23 protein-coding genes are annotated in these 22,647 nt (G+C 63.8%); 6 read left to right on the top strand and 17 right to left on the bottom strand.

Annotated features, from left to right (window positions below; genetic code table 11):
* Window positions 1-11 precede the first annotated feature (11 nt).
* The 7 genes from ACM6UT_RS00630 to lgt all read right to left on the bottom strand — a co-directional run bounded on the left by ACM6UT_RS00630 (window position 12) and on the right by lgt (window position 8,349).
* Complete coding sequence (locus tag ACM6UT_RS00630) at window positions 12-2,291, bottom strand: methyl-accepting chemotaxis protein (protein ID WP_416795443.1); 2,280 nt, start codon at window positions 2,289-2,291, stop codon at window positions 12-14.
* Window positions 2,292-2,433: 142 nt separating this feature from the next.
* A complete protein-coding gene (locus ACM6UT_RS00625; RefSeq protein WP_416795442.1) occupies window positions 2,434-3,366 on the bottom strand; it encodes a ribose-phosphate pyrophosphokinase in 933 nt (310 codons plus the stop codon).
* Window positions 3,367-3,479: 113 nt separating this feature from the next.
* Window positions 3,480-4,220, bottom strand: a complete 741-nt coding sequence (locus ACM6UT_RS00620; RefSeq protein WP_416795441.1) for a hypothetical protein — start codon at window positions 4,218-4,220, stop codon at window positions 3,480-3,482.
* A gap of 97 nt (window positions 4,221-4,317) precedes the next feature.
* Window positions 4,318-5,469: a M24 family metallopeptidase gene (locus ACM6UT_RS00615; protein WP_416795440.1), complete on the bottom strand. Its 1,152-nt coding sequence runs from the start codon at window positions 5,467-5,469 to the stop codon at window positions 4,318-4,320.
* 1 nt (window position 5,470) lies between these two features.
* Entirely contained in the window at window positions 5,471-6,265 is a 795-nt protein-coding gene (gene pgeF, locus ACM6UT_RS00610; RefSeq protein WP_416795439.1) for a peptidoglycan editing factor PgeF, read from the bottom strand.
* A gap of 123 nt (window positions 6,266-6,388) precedes the next feature.
* Window positions 6,389-7,489 (bottom strand): class I SAM-dependent methyltransferase, encoded by a 1,101-nt coding sequence (locus ACM6UT_RS00605; RefSeq protein WP_416795438.1) that lies wholly within the window; start codon window positions 7,487-7,489, stop codon window positions 6,389-6,391.
* Between the two features lie 20 nt (window positions 7,490-7,509).
* Window positions 7,510-8,349 carry a prolipoprotein diacylglyceryl transferase gene (gene lgt / locus ACM6UT_RS00600; protein ID WP_416795437.1) on the bottom strand — a complete coding sequence of 280 codons (840 nt, stop codon included), beginning with the start codon at window positions 8,347-8,349 and terminating at the stop codon, window positions 7,510-7,512.
* Between the two features lie 196 nt (window positions 8,350-8,545).
* Between lgt and ACM6UT_RS00595 the strand changes: the two genes are divergently transcribed.
* The 4 genes from ACM6UT_RS00595 (at window position 8,546) to ACM6UT_RS00580 (ending at window position 10,966) form a co-directional block, all read left to right on the top strand.
* Window positions 8,546-8,806 carry an accessory factor UbiK family protein gene (locus ACM6UT_RS00595; RefSeq protein WP_114361346.1) on the top strand — a complete coding sequence of 87 codons (261 nt, stop codon included), beginning with the start codon at window positions 8,546-8,548 and terminating at the stop codon, window positions 8,804-8,806.
* Window positions 8,807-9,293: 487 nt separating this feature from the next.
* A complete protein-coding gene (locus ACM6UT_RS00590; protein ID WP_416795436.1) occupies window positions 9,294-9,794 on the top strand; it encodes a type III secretion system chaperone family protein in 501 nt (166 codons plus the stop codon).
* Window positions 9,795-9,797: 3 nt separating this feature from the next.
* A complete protein-coding gene (gene proC, locus ACM6UT_RS00585) occupies window positions 9,798-10,610 on the top strand; it encodes a pyrroline-5-carboxylate reductase (RefSeq protein WP_416795435.1) in 813 nt (270 codons plus the stop codon).
* A complete protein-coding gene (locus ACM6UT_RS00580) occupies window positions 10,607-10,966 on the top strand; it encodes a tRNA-binding protein (RefSeq protein WP_416795434.1) in 360 nt (119 codons plus the stop codon). The genes proC and ACM6UT_RS00580 overlap by 4 nt, the downstream gene beginning before the upstream one ends.
* Window positions 10,967-11,011: 45 nt before the next feature.
* On the opposite strand, the gene ACM6UT_RS00575 is transcribed toward ACM6UT_RS00580, so the two are convergent.
* Genes ACM6UT_RS00575 through ACM6UT_RS00565 form a run of 3 tightly spaced genes read right to left on the bottom strand, consistent with a single transcriptional unit; the run spans window position 11,012 to window position 13,597 of the window.
* Window positions 11,012-12,391 carry an ATP-binding protein gene (locus tag ACM6UT_RS00575; RefSeq protein WP_416795433.1) on the bottom strand — a complete coding sequence of 460 codons (1,380 nt, stop codon included), beginning with the start codon at window positions 12,389-12,391 and terminating at the stop codon, window positions 11,012-11,014.
* A gap of 33 nt (window positions 12,392-12,424) precedes the next feature.
* On the bottom strand, window positions 12,425-13,129 hold the full coding sequence (locus tag ACM6UT_RS00570) for a response regulator (RefSeq protein ID WP_416795432.1): 705 nt from the start codon (window positions 13,127-13,129) through the stop codon (window positions 12,425-12,427).
* Entirely contained in the window at window positions 13,130-13,597 is a 468-nt protein-coding gene (locus tag ACM6UT_RS00565; protein WP_416795431.1) for a MarR family winged helix-turn-helix transcriptional regulator, read from the bottom strand. It abuts the gene before it with no gap.
* Between the two features lie 334 nt (window positions 13,598-13,931).
* Here ACM6UT_RS00565 and ACM6UT_RS00560 point away from each other — a divergent pair, with 334 nt between their 5' ends.
* Entirely contained in the window at window positions 13,932-14,579 is a 648-nt protein-coding gene (locus ACM6UT_RS00560; RefSeq protein WP_416795430.1) for an MBL fold metallo-hydrolase, read from the top strand.
* 68 nt (window positions 14,580-14,647) lie between these two features.
* Here ACM6UT_RS00560 and ACM6UT_RS00555 read toward each other — a convergent pair whose 3' ends face one another.
* From ACM6UT_RS00555 to ACM6UT_RS00530, 6 genes are all read right to left on the bottom strand, one after another.
* Complete coding sequence (locus ACM6UT_RS00555) at window positions 14,648-15,058, bottom strand: BA14K family protein (protein ID WP_416795429.1); 411 nt, start codon at window positions 15,056-15,058, stop codon at window positions 14,648-14,650.
* Between the two features lie 148 nt (window positions 15,059-15,206).
* Window positions 15,207-15,422 carry a cold-shock protein gene (locus ACM6UT_RS00550; protein ID WP_112690789.1) on the bottom strand — a complete coding sequence of 72 codons (216 nt, stop codon included), beginning with the start codon at window positions 15,420-15,422 and terminating at the stop codon, window positions 15,207-15,209.
* A gap of 462 nt (window positions 15,423-15,884) precedes the next feature.
* Window positions 15,885-16,775 carry a DMT family transporter gene (locus ACM6UT_RS00545; protein ID WP_416795428.1) on the bottom strand — a complete coding sequence of 297 codons (891 nt, stop codon included), beginning with the start codon at window positions 16,773-16,775 and terminating at the stop codon, window positions 15,885-15,887.
* Window positions 16,776-16,857: 82 nt separating this feature from the next.
* Window positions 16,858-18,006 (bottom strand): PQQ-dependent sugar dehydrogenase, encoded by a 1,149-nt coding sequence (locus tag ACM6UT_RS00540; RefSeq protein ID WP_416795427.1) that lies wholly within the window; start codon window positions 18,004-18,006, stop codon window positions 16,858-16,860.
* A gap of 97 nt (window positions 18,007-18,103) precedes the next feature.
* Entirely contained in the window at window positions 18,104-18,508 is a 405-nt protein-coding gene (locus tag ACM6UT_RS00535) for a hypothetical protein (RefSeq protein ID WP_416795426.1), read from the bottom strand.
* A gap of 253 nt (window positions 18,509-18,761) precedes the next feature.
* A complete protein-coding gene (locus ACM6UT_RS00530; RefSeq protein WP_416795425.1) occupies window positions 18,762-19,691 on the bottom strand; it encodes an EAL domain-containing protein in 930 nt (309 codons plus the stop codon).
* Window positions 19,692-19,912: 221 nt separating this feature from the next.
* Here ACM6UT_RS00530 and ACM6UT_RS00525 point away from each other — a divergent pair, with 221 nt between their 5' ends.
* Window positions 19,913-21,115, top strand: coding sequence for a pyridoxal phosphate-dependent aminotransferase (locus ACM6UT_RS00525; protein ID WP_416795424.1), 1,203 nt, complete (start codon window positions 19,913-19,915; stop codon window positions 21,113-21,115).
* A gap of 72 nt (window positions 21,116-21,187) precedes the next feature.
* Here ACM6UT_RS00525 and ACM6UT_RS00520 read toward each other — a convergent pair whose 3' ends face one another.
* A complete protein-coding gene (locus ACM6UT_RS00520) occupies window positions 21,188-22,387 on the bottom strand; it encodes an OpgC family protein (protein WP_416795423.1) in 1,200 nt (399 codons plus the stop codon).
* Window positions 22,388-22,647: the final 260 nt, after the last annotated feature.

The following is a 22,647-nucleotide window of genomic DNA, read 5'->3' as shown; positions in this document are numbered from 1 at the left end:
TTGTTGCCGTTTCAGGCGGCCTGACGTCTCGCCGTCGCGGCGGTTCTGTCGGTCGCGAAACGGTTCACCTGGCCCGTGAGGCCGTCCGCCTCGTTTGCCAAAGCAAAGGCGCTCGCCGTCGTTTCCTCGACCATGGCGGCGTTCTGCTGCGTCACCTGGTCGAGCGCATTGACGGAGGCATTGATCTCGGCAAGCCGCATCGACTGCTCGCGGGAGGCTGTGGCGATTGCGCCGATCTGGTCGTTGATCGCGGCGATGTTCGTCTCGATCCGCTGCAGGCTCTCGCCGGTCTTCAGCACCAGAGCAACGCCGCCTTCGACGTCCGCCGTCGACGTGTTGATGAGCTGGCTGATGTCGCGGGCAGCCCCGGACGACCTCTGCGCCAGTTCGCGGACTTCCTGGGCGACGACGGCAAATCCCTTGCCGGCCTCGCCGGCGCGGGCCGCTTCGACGCCGGCGTTCAGCGCCAGCAGGTTCGTCTGGAAGGCGATCTGGTCGATGACGTCGATGATCTGGCGGATCTTCGAAGACGAGCTTTCGATGCGCTCCATGGCGGTGATCGCCTCGCCGACGACCGAAGACGAGGTCTTCGCCCCGGCAAGGCTTTCGGCTGCGACCTGCACCGCCGTCTCGCAACGCTTCAGGGCGTCGTTGACGGAGCCGGTCATGTCACCGAGCGCCGCGGCCGCTTCCTCGAGAGACGCCGCCTGACGTTCCGTCCGCTGCGCGAGGTCTTCGGATGCGGCTTTGAGGTCGGCGGAGCCACCGCGGATGGTGTCGGCGCTTTCGCTGATTGCACGGATCGCCTGTTCGAGATGTTCGAGCGACTGGTTGAAGTCGAGCCGGAGGTGATCGAGCGAGGACACGAAGGGCGTGTCGATCCGAACGTTCAACTTGCCTTCGGCGAGTTCCTGCAGGCCGCCGGCAAGCGCGGAGACCGCATATTCGAGCTCCTGTGCGCTGCGGGCCTTCTCCGCTTCGCGCTGGTGGCGCTCCTGCTCGATCTCGTCGGCGCGTTCGACGGCCTCAGCCTCCATCCGGTCCTTTTCCAGCGCACTGGTACGGAAGGCTTCGAGGGCGCGCGCCATCACGCCGATTTCGTCCGGTCTGCCGGCGGCCCGGATGTCGATGTTCTTGTCGCCCTGATTGAGGCGGTTCATCAGCTTGGCGAGCTCCGTCAGCGGCCGGGTGAGGCTCGAGGAGACCAGCGTTCCAACCAAACCCATCACGGCGAGAACGGCGACGGTCGCCAGGAAGGCCCATTTGGCGAGGTCGTTGGCCGAGGCCAGCACCTTGGCGTCTTCCTGGCCGATGGCGAGGAGGTGCCGTTGCCCGAAGAGATCGACGGGGAGATAGGAGTAGAAGGACGTGCCGTTCGCCGAGTTGGCGAAGATCGCACCGCTCGCCCCGGATTTCGCCGCTGCCACGAGTTCGGGCGCGATGACCGCGTCCTTACCGCCGGTGACCGTGCCGCCGCGCAGGCTGCCATCATCGCTGAGCAGGAAGGCGTCGTCGATGGTCGCGCCGAGGTCGTCGGGCGTCATCGTCTGTGTGAGCTTGTCGGCGGAGACGCGGATGAAGACGGTGCCTTTGCGCTGCGTCTGCCCCCAGACGGAAATGGCGAGCGGCTGCGCGATGAAGGCCGATGGAACTCCTGCCTCGTAAGGATAGTCGCCGAAAGGCGAGAAATGGACGTCGCGGTCGCCGCCGGCTTTCACGCGCTCGGCGAGTTCCTTGAGCCGAGCATTGGCCGGATCGTCGAGCGTCGTCAGGAGTTCGCCACCCTTGGTGACGGTGTAGATGATCATCCCGTTGGCGTCGGCAACCAGGATGTCGCTGACATTGGTGTTCTTCCAGGTGCTCGACAGCGTGCCGTGAATGGCCGCGTGGCGCGTCCCGTAGAGCAGCTTCTGCTTGCTGCCGTCGATGGCGATGCGCTGTTCGACGGTCGAGCCTTCCGGCTGAAATACCTTCTTGATCGTCGGTGCCTCGACCGGGATGATGTTGACCATCATCTCCGTCGCTTCGCCGACCGCCGTGTTCTGCGCGATCTCGGTCAGCGACTGGCCTACGCGGTCGAGATAGTCGGTGACCTCCTTCGACTGGTTTGCCGCGACCGATTGCAGCCTGAGCTTGCTGGCCTCGATCAGGCCCACCTTGCCGATCTGGTAACTCAACAGGCCGACCGCCATGCAAGAAACCAGCGTGGCGCCGACGACGAGGCCGGCGAATTTCGCCTTGACGGACGACAGAGGACGGATTCTGTCCGTCCGTATATCGGTGCGCGACATCAAATATTCTCCTCCCGCAACTAAATTGCGCGGAAGTGTCGCGGAAATTGCTTACGGCAATCTTAAGTAAACACTGTCGAATGTTCGGATGCCGCGACGATGCTGGCATCCGTCATTGTTCAGGACAAGAGGGAGGCGAGCCTCAGTCGAAGAGGCTCGAAACCGAGGCTTCCGCACTCGTGCGGTTGATCGCCTCGCCCAAGAGGTTGGCGGTCGTCAGCACGCGGATGTTGTGGGCGGACTGGACGGCGGTCGTCGGCTGGATGGAATCGGTGATCACCAGTTCGCGCAGCTTGGAGGAGGCGACGCGGGTCACGGCACCGCCGGAAAGCACGCCATGGGTGATGTAGGCGGTCACGCTGGTCGCGCCGTTCTTGAGCAGGGCTTCCGCGGCATTGCAGAGCGTCCCGCCCGAGTCGACGATGTCGTCGATCAGGATGCAGTCCTTGCCGGTCACGTCGCCGATGACGTTCATCACCTCGGATTCACCCGGACGATCGCGACGCTTGTCGACGATCGCGAGCAGACAGTCGAGGCGCTTGGCGAGCGAGCGGGCGCGCACCACGCCGCCGACGTCCGGCGAAACGACCATCACGTTCTTGAGGTCGTAATTCTCCTTCACGTCGCGGGCGAGGATCGGAACTGCATAGAGGTTGTCGGTCGGGATATCGAAGAAGCCCTGGATCTGGCCGGCATGCAGGTCGAGGGTCAGCACGCGGTCAGCACCGGCTTCGGTGATGAGGTTGGCGACCAGCTTGGCCGAGATCGGGGTGCGGGGCCCCGGCTTGCGGTCCTGACGGGCATAGCCGAAATAGGGAAGCACGGCGGTGATGCGGCGGGCAGAGGACCGACGGAACGCATCGATCATGATCAGCAGTTCCATCAGGTGGTCATTGGCCGGGAAGGACGTCGACTGGACGACGAAAACGTCCTCGCCACGCACGTTTTCCTGGATCTCTACGAAAATTTCCTGGTCCGCGAACCGCCGAACGGTGGCTTTCCCAAGAGGAACATTGAGATAATTGCAGATCGCCTCGGCCAACTGCCGGTTCGAATTACCCGCGAAAACCTTCATTTTGGCCCGCCTGTTGTCATGCTGAATGGGCGCTTTTTAGCGTCCTTGGACCCGAATGCAAGAGGCCTTGCGGTCGCGGCCGGTGAATTTCGTGAAAAGTTTGTGACCAGTCGTCATCCACCGTGTCCGGCGAGCCAGCTCGTGTATTCGTTGATGGTCTTGGTTGCGATCTGTTGCATGAGCGAGGCGGGCACGCCGGCCCAGGCCTCGGTCGCCGACGACGATACGACCTCCTGGCCCTGAATGCGATGCAGGCGGCTGCCGCTCTGGTTGAGGATATCCCAGACATAGACAATCGTGACTTGTCCGCCTTCGGAGAAGGCCGAGAAATATCCCTTGAGGATGTGGTCGGCCGCCGGATCGTTCGAGCCCTTGATCACCAGCCCGCTGGCCCGCGCTTCAGCCCCGAGTTGACGTGAAAGCGGCGTCACGGCCTGGATCGGCGCGCCGATGATCGGCAGGAAGCGGATCGTGCCCTTTGCAGGGGCGAGGGCGGCCGTCTGTGTCGGTGCCGTCTGTGTCGACGGTAAAGACGATTGTGCCGTTGGCTGCTGTTCGGTCGTCACGCCTCCCACCGGTGGGGGAGGCTGCATCGGTCCGTTGCCGGCGGCGAGCGCCTGTGCCTGGGCTTCCAGCGTATTCTGCGGCGGCGTCGTATAGCCCTGACCGGCGAGCGGCTGCTGCCCTGCCGGGACCCCGGCCATCCGGTCGGTGTCGGATTGGGTGACGGGGGAACTTGCCACCTGCATTCCGCCGCCGACATCGGCTTGCGGAGTCAGGGCATCGGTGGTGTTGCAGCCGGAGAGGGCAAGCGCCAGGATCAGCACGGTCGATGCTACTGCGATCCACTTCATCCGGCCATTTGCCCTTCCTGTTCGGTCAAGCCTTCGTCCGCATTGTTATCGGATCCGGGGAGGGGCCTGTCAATTCCCCAGGATTTCACGAGGCCGCTCAGCGGACGAGGAGTTCCAGCGGATGCCTCGACAGCGCTCGCGGCGCAGCCTCCGTCGTCAGGTAGGTGTGGCCGAGGGTCATCGCTGTTTCCCGCTCCGAATCCATGACGATCATGTGCACGAAGAGCGACATGTCCGGCAGGATTTCCTGCGGATTGCCGGCATGGAACATCTGGTGCTCCATCCAGGACGGCGAGAACCGTGCGCCGACGGAATAGCCGCAGGCATTCAGCCTGTGCCGGGTGAGGCCCCGTTCGTCCATGATGCGGGCGTGGGTGTCGAAGACGTCGCCGAAGGTGTTGCCGGGACGCAGCACCGCCTCGACCTCGCGGATCGCGGCCTCGCAGGCCGTGTAGAGTTCGCGGTGGCGTGCGGTGACTTCGCCGATGATGATCGTCCGCATCATCGCCGCATGGTAATGGGCGTCGACGCCGGCCCATTCGAGCGTCAACTGGTCCTTGTCGGAAAGTGTGCGGCGGCCGGACTTGTAGCGGCAGAGCAGTGCGTCGGCACCGGAACCGATGATGAATTCGTTGGCCGGATAGTCGCCGCCGCCGGCGAGGATGGCGCCCTGCATCGCTGCGAGGATTTCCGCCTCGCCGCCGCCCGCCCTGACGAGTGGCAGGGCGGCGTCGAGCGCGTCGTCGGCCAGCTCTGCCGCGCGCTCGATATGGCCGATTTCGGCGGGGCTCTTCACCAGCCGGAGATTGCTGACGAGGTATGAGGCATCGAGGATCTGCCCGAAGGTCGTGAGTTGGTTGTCGAGGAGGCGCGCGACGCGGCCCGTCATGCCGTGCGTGTCGTATTCGACGCCGATACGGCATCCGAGCAGGTCCATGTCGCTCAGCAGGTTGCGCAGGTCCACGGCCGGATCGGCATTCACGCGATCCACCCAGACGACGATGTTCTCGATCGTCGAGGTGTGGCGCGCCTGGCGCAGGTCGGCCGAGCGGGTGAGCAGCGTCAGCGAGCCGTCTGCCTTCACCACGAGCGTCTGGAAGAAGCAGTAGCCGAAGGTGTCGTAGCCCGTCAGCCAGTACATGCTCTCCTGCGCGAAGAGCAGCAATGCGTCGAGCTTCTCTTCGGCCATGCGCGCCGTCAGACGGTCGAGCCGGGCAGCGTATTCGCTCGCGTCGAAGTGCAGCGCCATGTCAGTCCTCCGTGATTGCGATTGCGGAAATCTGGCGGCCGTAATCCGGCTCTCCGGCATGCGTGGTCCGGCGATAGGAGAAGAAGGAACCGGGATCGGCATAGGTGCAGAGGCCGAGGCTTTCGGCCCTGAGGCCGGCATCCGTGAGCCGTTTCAGGGTGAGGCCCTGCAGGTCGAACATCGCATGTCCCTCCCTGTCCGAAGGGGAGAAGAAGGCTTCGTAGGACGGATCCTGTTCGAGGAACCGGGCGACGAATTCGGGGCCGACCTCGTAGTTCTGCGCGCTGATCGAGGGGCCGAGGCAGGCGACGATGCTCTCGCGGGCGGCGCCGAGCTGTTCCATAGCGGCGATCGTGTTTTCCAGGACGCCGGTGAGGGCGCCCTTCCAGCCGGCATGAGCCGCACCGATGACGCCGTTTTCGGGATCGGCGAAGAGGATCGGCCCGCAATCGGCGGTGAGGACGCCGAGGATGACGCCCGGCACCGAAGTCACCATGGCATCGGCCTGTGGGCGCGAACCGTCGTAGCGGGCGTCGACCACCATTACGTCCGGCGAATGAACCTGATGGACGGTCGCGAGGCGTTCTTCAGGCAGGCCGAACCAGCGGCTGACGCGGCTGCGGTTCTCGCGCACGCGCTCGGGCGCGTCGTTGGACCCGAGCCCGACGTTCAGCCCCTCATAGAGGCCTTCCGAGACGCCGCCCCTGCGGGTGAAGAAGCCGTGACGAAAGCGATCCTTCCCGTTCTTCGAGAGGAGCGCACTTTCGATAGGCTCTGGAGACGCTTGATTCTGCATGGCTTTCCGGTGTCCGCGTTTGGTGAGAGTGATGTTCGTCCACCTGCCGGGTCTTGTGAAAGAGACGGCGCCTTCTGCCCCTGCCGGATTTGGCGGGATGGTGACCCAAGCCCGCCGCCTCTGTCAATCCGCAGGCTTGAAGGGGGGAAGCGGCACGGCGGGACTCGAAAGCGCGAGAACCTTGAAGAGCTCGCCCATCCGCCCTTCACCGGCGCCGGCCAGCCGTTCGACCGCCTGCACGATCTCCGTCTGGGTCTTGGCGTCCTTGCCTCGCCCGAGCGCGGATGCGCGTTCCTCGATGCCGAGGCCGACGAGAAAATCGCCCTGATGCATGCAGCCGTTGACGTGCACGCCGGCGGCGCTTGCCGTGATTGCAAGCTGCTCGAAGTCGACATGGCTGGTCAGGTCGGCCATGCCGGGATGGGCGAGCGGTGGATCGAATTCATGGGCGAGCACCGCCTGCAGGGTGTCGCCGTAGGCCGTGGCCATATGACCGTAATCGATGATGAGCGCAGTTCCGCCCGTGGCACGCAGCCTCCCGCACATCGTTTCCAGAACCGCCTGACGGGCGGGCGCAATCTCGAAGACGGTGCCGTCGGGCGGCAGATTGCCCGCCGTCGGCAGGAGGGCGGGGTCTATGCCCGAGACGCCGACGGCGAAGGTCAGCTTGTCGTCGGCGTCGAGACCGACCATGCGCTCGCGAAAGCCCGTGGACGTCTTCACGAACTGGCGGATCGGGATCGCGTCGAAGAGTTCGTTCGCCGCAACGAGGACAAAGCCGGCAGGCACTTCGTCGAAGCTTTCATGCCAAGTGATCTTGCCCGCGTAGCCGGCGAGCGTCTTCCTCTGCACCTCGCGAAGGCGTGCGCTGGTTTCGACCAGATGGACGGTCGCCGCCTCGTAGAGCGCGGGCGCGATGCGGGCGATCACCCGCAGCATGTCCGACATCATCGTACCGCGGCCGGGGCCGACCTCGACGAAGCGCACCGGCTGCGGCTCGCCATGGCGACGCCATGCGACCACCATGAAGACACCGAGCATCTCGCCGAAAAGCTGGCTGACCTCCGGGGCGGTCACGAAGTCGCCGTTGCTGCCGAAGGGATTGCGGGTCTTGTAGTAGCCGTGTTCCGGGTCCGCGAGGCAGATCGCGAAATAGTCGCTGATGCTGAGCGGGCCGTTGGCGCGGATGAGTGACTTGATCTTGGTGGCAAGCGGTGTGGTCACGGTCGTCGCCTCTCGTTTTCTCAACGGCCGCTCGCCCGGCGTGCGCGCAGGATCGCCCAGAGCCCTGCCGCAAGCATGGGGAGGGACAGAACCATTCCCATGGTGAGCCAGTTGCCGGCAAGGTAGCCGATCTGCACGTCGGGCTCGCGGAAGAACTCGACCGTGATGCGCGCGAGCGCGTAGAGCGCGACGAAGGCGCCGGTCACCGTTCCCGGCCTGCGCAGAGCCTTGAAGGCGCGCGCGAGGATTTGCAGGATGATGAACAACAGGAGCCCTTCGAGCGCCGCCTCGTAGAGCTGGCTTGGATGGCGCGGCATCGGACCGCCGGTCGGGAAGACCATTGCCCAGGGCACGTCGGTTATGCGGCCCCAGAGTTCACCGTTGATGAAATTCGCAAGCCGCCCGAAGAAAATGCCGATCGGGGCGACGCTCGCGACGATGTCGAAGAGGCTCCAGAGCGGGATCGCGTGGCGGCGGGAAAACAGGATCATCGCGATGGTAGCGCCAAGAAAGCCGCCGTGGAATGACATGCCGCCGTTCCATATCTGGATGGCGCGCACGGGTTCGGCGAGCACGGCATCGAGATCGTAGAAGAGGATGTAGCCGATGCGGCCGCCGAGCACGATGCCGAGTGCGACCCAGACGAGGAAGTCGTCGAGGTGTGCGGGCGTGCAGGGGGGCGTGCCGTTCGGCCAGAGTGCCGTGTTGGCGAGCATGCGGCGGGCGACGAACCAGCCGAGCATGATGCCGGCGACATAGGCGAGGCCATACCAGCGGATCGCGATCGGCCCCACGGCGATGGCCACGGGATCGATTGCCGGAAAGCTGACGATGGAAAGGAGGGCGGCGGCTGACTGCACGGTTGCACCTTCGTTACTGTCGGCGGAAAATGGCGTTCTGAGATGGGGCGGTCAAGATGGATTCTGGACGGCCGGCAAGCTGCCCGGCCCTCCCGGCAAGATTATGGCTTGCATCGCTCCCGCCAAATGCCTACCTCAAACACCATGAACAAGGGCGCCGGCAGAGGCGTCGACCGCCAAAGAGGAGCCGATCCCGATGTCCACCGGACCGAACCGCATTCTGGACGAATTCGCCAAGCTGATGACCGATGCTGCCGGCGCCGCCCAGGGCGTTCGCAAGGAAATGGAGACCGCCTTCCACGCACAGGCCGAGCGCTGGCTGAACAGCATGGATGTGGTCAAGCGCGAGGAATTCGAGGCCGTCCGCGAAATGGCGGTGAAGGCGCGCGAGGAAAACGATGCGCTGCTCGCCCGCATCGCTGCCCTCGAGGCACGCCTCGACGCCAAGGACAAGTGAGCCGTTCGGCTCCTCCACGACCGACGATCGACACCGCCGCCGAATCTCCGGAAGTCGCCGAACTTCCAGCGGGATTCGGCGGCGGTTGCGTCTGAGGCGGGGCGTTTTGGCGGGAGATGCGCCGACCGTCGGATTCGCCCCTCGTTGCAAGCGAAAATAATCGTTCTCGTTGTCCACATGTGGACAGCGGCCGAAAAGCCAATCGGCAGAGTCGCTTAAGCCTGCTTGCCGAGATTGTGCAACAGAGCCTGTCCACAGTCCCGTCGGCCGAAACGCATTTCTGGGCTGGTACTTCAAACTCGCCATTATACACTGATTTTAAATGATGATTCGAAACGGGCCATCACAAGTTTCGGGCAGGGTGCTTATGGTGTCCTGATGGCTGCGGGGGAATCATTCCCAGTGTTGCTTCCGGCAGGATGATGTCTGTTCGTTTGTGTGCCTCCACGCGAATTGTCGCCTTTCGCTCCGGTCAAGAAGGTGCTGCATGAGCCTTATGGAAATGGAATTTGAACGTCAGTCCAATCCGGTTGACATGATCGAGTTCGTTGCAGCGAACAACGACTGGTCGTTCGAGCGCTCCGGCGAGGACGAGATCGCCATGACGGTCGAGGGCCGCTGGGCGGATTACCACGTGTCTTTCTCGTGGATGGAAGAGTTCGAGGCGCTCCATCTCGCCAGCGCCTTCGACATCCGTATTCCCGATTCCCGCGTGAACGAGGTCATCCGGCTTCTCTCCTACATCAACGGACAGGTGCTGATGGGGCATTTCGACATCTGGCGTCAGGAAGATGTCATCATCTTCCGCCAGTCGTTGCTGCTCGCCGGCGGCGCCGAGCCGACCAACCGCCAGGTGGAAGTCCTGCTTTCGAGCGCGGTCGATGCCTGCGAGGCCTATTTCCAGGCCTTCCAGTTCGTCGTGTGGTCGGGGATGGATGCCAAGAGCGCGATGGACGCGGTTCTCTTCGAAACCGCCGGAGAGGCCTGAGTCATGGCTGCGACCGGCAACATCGTTCTCGTCGGCGCCGGCAACATGGGCGGCGCCATGCTGGCGGGGTGGCTGAAGAGCGGCATTCCGGGCTCCTCGATCACGGTCATCGATCCGGGTCCGTCCGAAGCCATGCTGGCGCGGATCCGGGAAGCGGGCGCCACCTATACCAGCGAGGTGCCGCTGGGGCTTTCGGTCGGTATTCTTTTCCTGGCGGTCAAGCCGCAGGTCATGGGTGCGGTTCTGCCGCCGCTGAAATCGCTCGTCGGTCCCGAGACCGTGGTGGTCTCTGTCGCGGCCGGCAAGACGCTCTCCTTCATGGAAAGCCATCTCGGCGCCGCGCCGATGGTGCGCGCGATGCCGAACACACCGGCGATGGTCGGTCGCGGCATCACGGGCGCTTTCGCCAATGCCGGCGTCTCCGAGGCCCAGCGGCAGGTTGTCGACGGATTGCTCAAGGTTTCCGGTCCGGTCGAATGGGTTTCTTCCGAAGCCGACATCAATGCCGTTACAGCGCTGTCGGGCAGCGGCCCTGCCTATGTCTTCTATCTCGTGGAATGCATGGCTGAGGCAGGCCGCAAAGCGGGCCTGCCGGCGGACCTCGCCATGCGCCTTGCACGGGAGACTGTCTCTGGGGCTGGTGAACTGCTTCACCAGTCCCCAGACGACGCTGAGCGTCTGAGGCAGAACGTTACCTCGCCGGGCGGCACGACTGCGGCCGCACTTTCCGTTCTGATGGCCGAGGACGGCATGCAGCCGCTCTTCGACCGGGCGGTCGAGGCGGCGCGCAAGCGCGCCGAGGAGCTTGCCGAATGAGCGAGGCGGGCGGACCAGGCGAAACGATCAGCTACGGCGATTTCGAGAAGGTCGACATCCGCGTCGGCACGATCGTCGAGGTCGAGCCGTTTCCGGAAGCCCGCAAGCCGGCCTGGAAGCTCAAGATCGATTTCGGCCCCGGGATCGGCGTGAAGAAATCTTCGGCCCAGATCACCGTGCACTATGGCGCCGCCGAGCTTGTCGGCCGCCAGGTTCTCGGTGTCGTCAATTTCCCGCCGCGTCAGATCGGACCGTTCCGGTCCGAAGTCCTGACGCTGGGCTTCGAAGACGAGAGCGGCGCCGTCGTGCTCGCCGCCGTCGAGCGGCCGGTGCCGAACGGCCGCAAGCTGATGTAATCTGCCGGTGCGCGCCGGAAGGCCGCACGCCACTTCTCTCATCCGTCAGGCTGGAACGCGCACGGTGGCACGCAATCCGCCGAGCGGGCTGTCGCCGAGCGTGATGTTGCCGCCGTGGCTGCGGGCGATGTCGAGGGCGATTGCAAGGCCGAGCCCCGTTCCCGACGAATCGAGATTGCGGGCACTGTCCAGCCGGAAGAAGGGTTTGAAGACCTCCTCCCGCATCTCCGGAGCGATTCCCGGCCCGTCGTCGTCGAAGGTGATCGTCAGCCATTTGGCGCTGTGCTTCGCATCGATTTCGAGACGATTTGCGTAGCGGCTGGCGTTCGAGACGAGATTGCCGACGAGGCGGGCGAAGGCATTCGGGCGTACCGTCACGTCGTCCTCGCCCTCGATCGTATAGGAAAGCGCCTTGCCTTCGCGGGCGAGGTCGTTGCGCAGTTTCTCGAACAGCACGCTGAGCTGCAGGGAGCCGACGTCCTCCTCCGCCTCGCCGCGCGCGAAGGCCATGTAGCCTTCGAGCATCGACTGCATGTCCTCGACGTCCTTGTTCATGCTTTCGAGTTCGGGATTGTCGCCCGCGAGCGCAAGCTGCAGCTTGAAGCGGGTGAGGATCGTGCGCAGGTCGTGGCTGACGCCGGTCAGCATGGCGGTGCGCTGCTCCATCTGGCGCTCGATGCGCTCGCGCATCAGGATGAAGGCGAGACCGGCGCGGCGAACCTCGTCGGCGCCGCGCGGCACGAAGTTCTCCGCCTTCTGGCCCTTGCCGAAGCTCTCGGCGGCGCGGGCGAGCGCCAGGATCGGGCGGATCTGCCCGCGCAGGAACAGGATCGAAATGACGATCAGCACCAGCGAGGTCCCGACCATCCAGACGAGGAAGATGTGGGTGTTCGAGGCATAGGCCTGATTGCGCCGGGCGAAGATGCGGAGCGTGCGTTCCTCGAGCTTGATGCGGATCTCGACGAGGCGGGAATCGCCGACGGTGTCGATCCAGAAAGGCCGGTTGATCTGATGCTCGATCTGGTCGCTGAGGATCTGATCGAGGATGGAGAAGAAGGGTTTCGGACGCGGTGCGGGGAGTTCGCCGTCGGGCTCCAGCGAGATGGTGAGGTTCATCTTCTCGCGGGCGATGCGCACGATGTTCTGGAGGTCCTGCTCGCCCGGATAGAGCTCGATGAACTCGATGATGGAGGCGATGTCGCGCGTCACCGCCGCCGAAAGCCGGTCCGTCACCATCTGCCAGTGGCGTTCCATGAAGACGAAGGCGAGCACCGTCTGCAGGATCAGCATCGGCAGGATGATGATCAGCAGTGACCGCGCATAGAGCCCCGTCGGCAGCCGGTGCCGCAGCCAGCGCGAGAACGCTCGGTAGCCGCTGCCGCCGGAGCGCTCTTGATCTCGCCGGATGGTTTCGAACAGGGCCATGATGTCCTTTACTGCCGTCGTGTCGTTCGGCGCCTAGTCCATGCTGAGGCGGTAGCCGATACCGCGCACCGTCTGCAGCCAGACCGGATTGGCCGGATCGTCCTCGATCTTGCGGCGCAGCCGGTTGATCTGCACGTCGATCGTTCGCTCGCCGACCTCGGTGTCGTTGCCGACGAGCTCGTGGCGGGGGATGGTGTCGCCGGCGCGGCTGGCGAAGAGTACCATGATCTCCTGTTCGCGGTCGGTCAGGCGAATGAGCTCCGAGGCTTTTTTCAGTTCCCGCCGGGAGAGCGAGAAGGTGTAGGGTCCGAACATGACCTGCTCGATCTTCGGCGCATCGGCGACGGCGTTTCGCCTCAGGATGTTGTTAATCCGCAGCACCAGTTCGCGCGGGTCGAAGGGCTTGGCGAGATAGTCGTCGGCGCCCGCTTCGAGCCCGGCGATGCGTGATTCCGCCTCGGATCGCGCCGTCAGCAGGATCACCGGGATGTCTTTTTCGTCGGCGATGCTGCGCGTCAGCGAAAGCCCGGATTCACCGGGCATCATCACGTCGAGGACCAGAAGGTCGAAATTCAGCCCCTCCAGCTTGCGCCGCGCCTCTCCGGCATCCGCCGCGACGGTGATGCGGAAGCCCTGTTCCGTCAGGTAGCGGTGGAGCAGGTCGCGGATGCGCGTATCGTCGTCGACCACGAGGAGGTGGGGTGCATCGTCGGCGATGATCGTCGTCTTCTTTGCCATTCATTCATCTCCGGACGTCTGCGGCTCGCCGGTCGCCGGCGTTTGCGTCATGCCTTCAAGGAAGCGTTTCACCGCCTCCCTCATCTCGGGGGTGAAACCTTCGAGTGCCCTTGATATGCGCAGTGATTGCGGTTGCGAGAGGGCAAGGGCGAGTTCCCGACCGGCAAGCGTCGGATAGAGCCGGCGCTGGCGGCGGTCCGCCGGACCGGCGATCTGGCGGATATAGCCGGAATCGATGAGTTCCTTCAGCACGCGGGCAAGGCTCTGCTTGGTGATCTGCAGGATGCCGAGGAGATCAGCGACCGTCATGCCCGGGCGGCGGCTCACGAAGTAGACGACGCGGTGATGGGCGCGGCCGTAACCGATCTTGGCGAGGATTGCGTCCGGGTCCGAGACGAAATCGCGGTAGGCGAAGAACAGGCGCTCGATCGTGTCGAAATCGATCGTCGTGTCGTCGACGACCGGCATTTGCGGAAGTTCCTTCCTGGCAGTCTTGCCCGCAGACTGTCGTATCACTTTGTCGTTTCCTTTCGTTCGGCCCGTCCGGCATTCGTCGGCAGGCATCGGGTCGATGTGCCGATATCGCCGCCAAAACTAAGCGGAGATCACCGGAAACACCAATGGAAATAGCGCCATCGCACAGTTTCCAGGGGGTGGGAAAGCGTTCTCTGGCGCCGGCGATTGCCGTGCTGCCGATATAGGGACGATCATGTTGGTCCGGCAGGCCTTGGTTTTCGTTTTCGGCCAAACATGTTATGCGCCATGCCGACAAACGGCGAGACCGGAGCTTCGAGAGTACGCCATGGGACAGTTGCAGGCCGGAATCATCCCGGTCACACCCTTTCAGCAGAATTGCACCATCCTCTTCGATTCGCAGACGAAGGAAGGCGTCGTCATCGATCCCGGCGGTGATGTCGACGTCATCCGGCAAGCTATTGAACGCAACGGCATCACGATCAGGGAAATCTGGCTGACGCATGGCCACATCGATCATGCCGGCGGCGCCGACGAACTCAGGGAAGTCCTCGGCGTTCCGGTCGTCGGCCCGCACGAGGACGATCTTCCCTTGCTCCAGAACCTCGAGAAACAGGCGCTGATGTTCAACGTGCCGATGGCCGTGCGTAACGTGATCCCCGATCGCTGGCTGAAGGATGGCGACCAGGTTTCCTTTGGCGAGCACGTGTTCGAAGTCTATCACTGCCCGGGCCATGCGCCGGGGCACGTCATCTTCTTCAACAGGGCGCAGAACTTCGCCCATGTCGGGGACGTGCTTTTCAACGGATCGATCGGCCGCACCGACCTGCCGGGTGGCGACCACCAGACGCTGCTGAATTCGATCAGGGACAAGGTCCTGCCGCTCGGAGACGATGTCGGCTTCATCTGCGGTCACGGACCGGGAGGGCGGATTGGCGAGGAACGGCGCACGAACCCTTATCTCCAGGGGCTTTGAGGTGCCCTGAAACGAACGATGCGCCGGCGAGGCGGCGCATCGGTTATTCCCGTGCTCTGAAACCCGGATCAGCCTGCGGTGCAGAAATGCTCGCGGCCGTCGTAGCCGACATAGGTGCCGGAGCGCGGGTTGAAGCTGCGATAGCGGTCCGAGCAGTAGCGGTACCACTGCGGCGACCAGGGCTCGAGATCATAGGTGACATAGGTGCGGCGCGGCGCCGGCGGATATTCGTCGACATAAGCCGGCTGCGGCTGGACATAGACCGGCGGACGCTCGACGTAGACCGGGTCCGGTTCGACGTAACGCGGCTGGGCGAGCGCGCTGCCCGCAGCAACACCGGCCGCCAGTCCGACGACGCCGGCAATGATCGCTGCATCGTTGCGGTGGTGGCGATGACCGGCCAATGCGGGCGTCGAAACCGATACTGCGACGGTCGCGACCGCTGCCGACAAGAGGGTGATTTTTGCGAACTTGCTCATGGCGTTGCCTTCCTGCGTCTGCGAATCTCTTCGCATTGTCTATCCGACGATGAGGAGAAGTTAAGGCAACCGACCTGAACACAAGCTGAATAAAAAAACCCGGCAGTTATGCCGGGCCGCTACGCGAAGACGAAAGCCGTCGTGAAGGTCAACCGGCGATCTGCAGGTTGACCGCCTTCGGGCCCTTGCCGCGACGGTCCGGCTCGGTGTCGAAGCTAACTTTCTGGTTTTCGCTCAGACCGGTCAGTCCGGAAGCTTGAACAGCGGAAATGTGGACGAAAATGTCCGCACCACCGTTATCGGGCTTAATGAAGCCAAAGCCCTTGTCGGTATTGAAGAATTTTACAATGCCAGTCTCGGCCATGCGTCAGGTCCTTTTCTCTCTGCCCGAAATCGCGGGCAGCATTGCAAGTTCACCCCAATTCAGAGTGGTGCAGGCGCGTCTTGACGCAGGAGGAAAGTAACCCCTTTTAAACACCCAAAAACGCCGAACCAGTCTCTCGACCGCTTCGCCGTTCGGTTGCCCGGATATCTTTTGCGCATCCGGAGCGCATTGGTTTTAGGTCTTCCCGTGCTCGTAAAACTGCCCGAACGGCGCAACAGTGCTTTCTTTATAAAAGATTGGCAAGCGAAAGTTTTTAGACGGGGATGACCAACGCATTGTAGCCATAAGGTTTTATGGGATTTCATTGAAATCCTTCGTCATTTTTACGAGTTTTCGCGGTCTAACCCGAACGGGTTATATCGAGCTAGCCCGATAGAACTGCGACGGAAGGGAGTACTCGTCCGACGGGTGTCGGGAATCAAATACTCGCCGTCCACATCGTCAGGCGGTTGCCATCCTGCGTCGTGTCAGTTCCGGGACTAGTTCCACCATCAGCATCGCCGCAAACATGATCGCACATCCGGCGTAGCCAATCGCCGGAAGCGAATCGCCCATCAGGATGGCGCCGAAGAGCGCTCCAAAGAGGGCCTCGGATGAAAGGAAGATCGCTGCCTGCGGCGCCGTCGTATAGCGCTGGCCGACGATCTGGAGGACGAAGGCTAGCCCCGAGGAGAGAAGGCCCGCATAGAGGATTTCCGTCAGCGAGCCGGCGATCGCATCGGCTGTGATCGGTTCCAGCGCCGCACCGCCGAGGGTTCCGCCCAGGGCACAGACGCCAAATTGCAGAGTGGCGAGCGCAAGCGGCCGGTCGCTTTTCCCGACGGCGATCGGCGTCAGGGTGATCTGGATGGCGAAGAGCACGGCGCAGACCATGACCAGAAGGTCGCCGTCGGTCAGGCCGGAGAGAGAGCCGCCGCTCAGGAGCAGGATGCCGAGGAGCGTCAGCACCGCCGCGGGCCAGACAATCCAATGCGGCCTGCGGCGCAGGATGAGAACAGCGATCGCGGGAACAAAGACGACGTAAAGCCCTGTGAGGAAGCTCGCATTGGTGACCGTGGTGGTCTTGATGCCGAACTGCTGCAGCGTCTGGGCGACGAAGAGGACCGCGCCGATAACCACGAATGCAGTGACATCGCCGCTTGTTAGCGGCCGGTCGGCGTTCTGTGCCTCGCGCCAGGCGAAGGGCAGGACGGCGAGGAAGGCGAGGCCGAAGCGAATGCCGTTGAACCAGTTCGGTCCGAGCATGTCCATCGCGCTCGACTGCGCGACGAAGCCGCCACCCCAGATGGCGGCGGCAAGCAGCAAGACCAGGTTGGCCTGAATTCGGGACATTGCGTGGCTCTCTCGCGGGGGAGGTCGGATGGCGGCAAGCGTTATCAGGAGGCCGCCCGGGCGGCAAGCGGGACGGCGAGGGTCAGGGCGCGCCGGCGCGGGAGACCCGCAGAAGCGTTCCGTCGTCTTCGTCGGTCAGGAGCAGCACCGCGCCATCGGGCGCGACCTTGACGTCTCTCAACCTGCCGAATTCTCCCTCGAACAGCCGCTCTTCATGCGTGGGGGCGCCGCTGCCGTCGCGCTCGACGCGCGCAAGCAACTGATACTTGAGGGCGGCGACGAGGAAATTCCCCTCCCATTCGGGAAACATCTTGCCGTGGTAGACGTCGATGGCGCCCGGTGCGATCGATGGGTCCCAGTAGTAGATCGGCTGTTCGTAGCCTTCCGCCGCCTGCCCGATGCCGATTTCGGCACCGGAATAGTGCTTGCCGTAGGCGATCACCGGCCAGCCGTAGTTCTTGCCGGCCGTCACCGCGTTGATTTCGTCGCCGCCGCGGGCGCCGTGCTCGACGACGAAGAGCTTTCCATCCGCAGCGTCGATGACGACCCCCTGGGGATTGCGGTGGCCGATCGACCAGATCTCACGGGCGGCCGTCTCGCTTCTGGCGAAAGGATTGTCGCGGGGGATGCCGCCGTCGGGCATGATGTGGAGGATGGAACCGGCATGGTCCCGCGGGTCCTGCGCGCGGTCCATCTCGCCCCGCTCGCCGATGCCGAAGAACAGGCTTCCGTCGGCGGCGATCGCGATCCGCGAACCGAAATGGATTTCGGTCTCGGTGAAGCGGTTCATCTGAAAGAGCTTCGCCACGTCTTCCAGACGATCCTCGTCCGGTGAGAGCGTGGCGCTGAAGAGTGCCGTGCCCTGTCCGCCGGGACCGGGGATCGAGGCGGTGAAATAGAGCCTGCGGCTGGCTGCAAAGTCGGGGGCAAGCGCCACGTCGAGCAGGCCGCCTTGTCCTTCGGTGTAGAGCTTCGGCAGGCCGGACACCGGCTCGCCGACCTTGCCGTCGCGGATGATCCGCAGACGTCCCGGCCGCTCCGTGACGATGTAGGCCCCGTCCGGCAGGACTTCGACGGTCCAGGGATGGTCGAGACCGCCGGCCACCTTCGTGACCTCCAGGGAGGCCTTCTGCGAGGGATATTCTTCGGCAAGGGCGGGGGAGGCGGCGAGACCGAGCAGCGGCGTGACAACGGCCAATATTCGCGTGTCGAATAACCGTCTGATGCGCATGATACCTCCCGTTCTTTCCCGCCTCTCTCATGCGGAATATCGGAAGGTTGCGCCCGATTGGCAAGATCGTCACCGGTCACGAGCCGGTGACGGCGCTCTACCACCCGCGGCGCCTCCGCTCCGCCTGGATGACGTCACGAATGCTGCGGCGCCAGAACGTGATGCTGGCCGACGCCATCCCCACGAAGCCGACCATCATCAGGACCATCAGCACGCGCCGGTCGATCGATCCGGCAATCCCGGCGCTCTCCGGCCGGACGACGGCCGTGATCGAGCCGGTGGTGAGCGGAGAGACTTCCGGTTCCGGCGCGACGATCGCCTCCGCGGCTCGCAAGGCTGACGGGGCCGCCGCGCCGGGGGCGAGGTCCGCCTCCGCGGCGCTCGCCGGTAGCGGCGCGAGGCCGGGTCCCGATCCGAGGAGAAGGCCCGCGGTGAGAAGAATGGTTGCGGCGCTCGCGCGGATGCCCTTGCGTGCGGCCTTTTCATCGTTGTCGATCAGCATGACAGAAGCCCTCGGGACGCTCTTTGCCTCCCGGCCATGAAGCTCCCGGCCGATCCGCAATCGGCAGAAGGACTTCGCAAACGGGGAGGCGGATACTTTCGCGGATGCCGGCGTCCTGTTCGCCGGTTCCATCCAGAGAGTGCGCCGCCTTTATGGACTTCTCCGGGACGGGAATGTGGCGCAGGTGTGTCTTTCCGCGGCAATTGCGCGGCAGGCTTAACGCCTCGTAAACAGCGCGCGGGTGTCGCTGCCGTCAGTTGCGACGCTTGCCGAAAACCGGGGCCGGCCGCTGGGGTCCCGCCTTCGCGACGGCGTGACCTGTCGCCGGGGGCGCGGACTGAACCGGCATCGGCAGTTCCGTATCGCGGTCGGCGAGCGGAAGGATGATCTCGGGATACTCCGCGTTGAAATTCGTCGGCGCGATCTCGGGCCTTGCAAGCGCATAGCCCTGCATCAGCGACACGCCGAGTTCCTCGCAGACATCAACCTGCCACAGCTCCTCGAGCCGTTCGAGGATCGTCTCGGTGCCGTGCTCGGAGAGTTTCCGCACGACCACGCGCAGTAACGCGAAACCCGCGGAATTGTGCATGTAGTCGCGCACCCAGTCGCCGTCGAGACGCACGAAGTCGGGTCGCAGGGTGCGGACCCGCTCGATGTCAGTGTCGCCGGCGCCGTGGTCGGTGAGGGAAACGCGGAAGCCGGCTTCCTTGAGGCGGTCGACATGGCGCGTCAGTCGCGGCAGCTCGATGCCGGATGCGCCGGAGATGTCGCAGATGATGCGATCGGGCTCCATGCCGGCGCTGTGAGCCGCCAGGCGGATGCGGTCGAATTCGACGCGCAGGCGCGTCGGGTCCGGATAAAGCGCCGGGTTGAAGCTGATGAGGGTCATGGCCCGCTTTCTGTGCAGCAGGCCGGCATTCAGGATGTGGATGGTCCGAAGCAGGCTCTCGATTTCCGGAAGGTCATTCAGCTCCACGAGCGGGAAGAAGTGTGCCGGTGCGAAGGGTTCGCCGTTGCGCTCGGCACGCACCAGACCCTGGAAGGAATGGATGTCGAGTACCTTCGGGGAGAGCTGGCGGAAGACGGGTTGCAGCGCGCATCTGAGGACGAAAGGACCATAGACGGTCGACCATGCACCGTCCTCGCCCCGGACCAGGTTGTTGAAGATGCTCGCTGTGGTCATTCAGAACGGCCCGCACGGATGAAATTCTGCCCGCATGCTTCCGTTTTATCGTGGAAGGCTTACCTGCCGATTAATCGCGCGGCGGTCCCGCCAGCCTTGCGTTTTCGCGACACTGTGGCCGGATTGGGCTTGAAACAGCGGGGTGATTTCGCCATAGAACTTGGACCTGGAGCCCTGCACGTCGTGGTTCCCCCGTTCAACAGCTTCAGGACACACAAATCATGGCATTTCTGGCCGACGCCCTTTCGCGCATCAAGCCTTCCGCGACCATTGCCGTCACGCAGATGGCCCGGGATCTCAAAGCCCAGGGCAAGGATGTGATTTCGCTGTCCGTCGGCGAGCCGGACTTCGACACGCCGCAGAATATCAAGGATGCAGCGATCGCGGCGATCCAGCGCGGCGAGACGAAGTACACGCCGGTTTCCGGCATCCAGCCGCTGCGCGAGGCGATTGCCGCCAAGTTCAAGCGCGAGAACGGGCTGGACTACAAGCCGAGCCAGACGATCGTCGGCACGGGCGGAAAGCAGATTCTCTTCAACGCCTTCATGGCGACGATCAATGCAGGGGATGAAGTCGTCATCCCGGCGCCCTACTGGGTGTCGTATCCGGAAATGATCGCGCTTTGCGGCGGCACGCCGGTCTTCGTCAAGACGACGATCGAGAACAATTTCAAGCTGACGGCCGAGCAGCTGGAAAAGGCGATCACGCCGAAGACCAAGTGGTTCATGTTCAACTCGCCGTCGAACCCGTCGGGCGCCGCCTACAGCTATGACGAACTCAAGGCGCTGACCGACGTCCTGATGCGGCACCCGCATGTCTGGGTGCTGACGGACGACATGTACGAGCATCTGGTGTTCGGCGATTTCGTCTATTACACCCCGGCCCAGGTCGAGCCCGGCCTTTACGACCGCACGCTCACCATGAACGGCGTCTCCAAGGCCTATGCGATGACCGGCTGGCGTATTGGCTACGCCGCCGGCCCGATCGAGCTCATCAAGGCGATGGACATGATCCAGGGCCAGCAGACCTCCGGTGCCTGCTCGATCGCCCAGTGGGCCGCCGTCGAGGCCCTCAACGGTCCGCAGGACTTCATCCCGATGAGCAAGAAGGCCTTCGAGGAGCGCCGCGATCTGGTCGTTTCGATGCTGAACCAGGCGAACGGCCTCGTCTGCCCGAAGCCGGAAGGCGCCTTCTACGTCTACCCGTCCTGCGCGGCGCTGATCGGCAAGAAGGCTCCCTCGGGCAAGGTCATCGCGACCGACGAGGACTTCGTCATGGAACTGCTCGCCACCGAAGGTGTCGCGACCGTTCACGGCTCGTCCTTCGGCCTCGGCCCGAACTTCCGCGTCTCCTACGCGACCTCGAACGACAAGCTGGAAGAGGCCTGCCACCGGATCCAGCGCTTCTGCGCCGACTGCAGGTAATCGGCCGGACGAAAAGAACCGGAAAGAGCGGGGCCTTGCGGCTCCGCCCTTTTTGTTTGGACTTCAGGAATGTCAGCCCGCAACGCTCGGCGCAGGGCTTGACGGCGGCCCGAGGAAGCGGTCGCGTTCCCGCCAGAGGGCCGGCAGGCTCAGCAGTGCCAGCGATCCGAGCGCGATTATCGTCTTGGTGAGCTGCGTCAGTTCTTCGGTTCGCCCGTCCATGTAGAAGATCATGTAGACGATCAGGACGTGCCAGACATAGATCTGCAGGGAATGGCGGCCGAGGAGCTGCAGGTAGCGCAGCGAGAAGATGCCGGTCAGTATCGAGGCGCTCCGGCGGATCACCGCGTGATCGTGGCGAGGACCGGCAATCAGCAGCCAGGCCACGCCATAGGCGGCGGCGGCGAAGTTCAAAAGGTATACCGGCCCGAAATCGGCACGGACCTCCATCAGCCCGAATTTCTCCAGAACGATGCCCGGCATCAGGCCGTGCGCCGTCACCAGTCTCAGCGGCAGGAAGAACAGGCAGACCGCCAGTGCCATCTTGGCGAGGAAGGTATGGTCGGGATGAAAGACCTCCTTCCACTCGACCTTCTTCATCGAGGTCAGCGAGCCGGCGATGATCCCGGCGAAGAAGACGATCTGCCAGCCGAGCAGATTGAAGCTCGCGCGGATGCCTTCCTTCTGCGGGGAGGCGCCGAGCCAGCCGTCGAGCGGATAGGTGACGAGCCGGTGCAGGCCGAGCTGAGCGGTCATCCAGACCAGCAGCGAGGCGATGGCGACGGTCCTCCAGCGGCCGGCGATGCAGAGCCAGATCACGACCGGTGCCGCCACCATGTAGATGATGTATTGCGGCAGGATGTCCATGAAGGTTGGCTGAAACAGGAAGCCGGCGATCGTCCCGAGCCGCAACGGGTCGTCGAGCCGGGTGCCGCCGAGCCAGTCCTTCCAGATCACGGATGCGCCGGGAAGCATGAGTTGCAGCGCCAGGATCACGAGCACGATGCCCATTGCGTAACGATAGAGTTCCAGTGCGCGCGCCCACAGCTTGTCGCGACCGACGGCATAGCCGCTCTTCATCATCTTGCGCGCATAGACCATCCCGGACAGCAGCCCGGAGAGGAAGACGAAGCCTTGGGCATCCTCCACGAAGGCGAGGTTACGGTGGTTGATCTGGACGAGCCACAGCCCGCCGGCGAAAACCAGATGGTTGAGCAGCATGAAGACGAGGAAGTAGCCTCGCATGCCGTCGATGAGGTCCAGTCTCTTCAATAGCTGTGCTCCCGACTCGCTTCGCCCCGCCCGGCGCGGAAGCGTTGTTGTCGTTCATTTTGGTCACATTGCGGCGCAACACGCCGATGGCCACGAGGGCTGACCGGGGAAACGACGGTGCGGACCGAAGGTTCCAGGCGCTCGCGCGGAAGTGATGTCGTTTCCCGCACGCCGGGCGGAGGAGGAGCGTCCTACCGCCGCAGGCCCGTTGCAAGCTGTTCCGGACAAAGCGTTTTCGGCGTAACATGATCCTCGTGCCG

This window comes from Ciceribacter azotifigens, assembly GCF_048159625.1.
GTDB lineage: Bacteria > Pseudomonadota > Alphaproteobacteria > Rhizobiales > Rhizobiaceae > Allorhizobium > Allorhizobium azotifigens.
The sequence above is the reverse complement of the archived record's forward strand: the minus strand, read 5'-3'. Positions and strand labels throughout refer to the sequence as shown.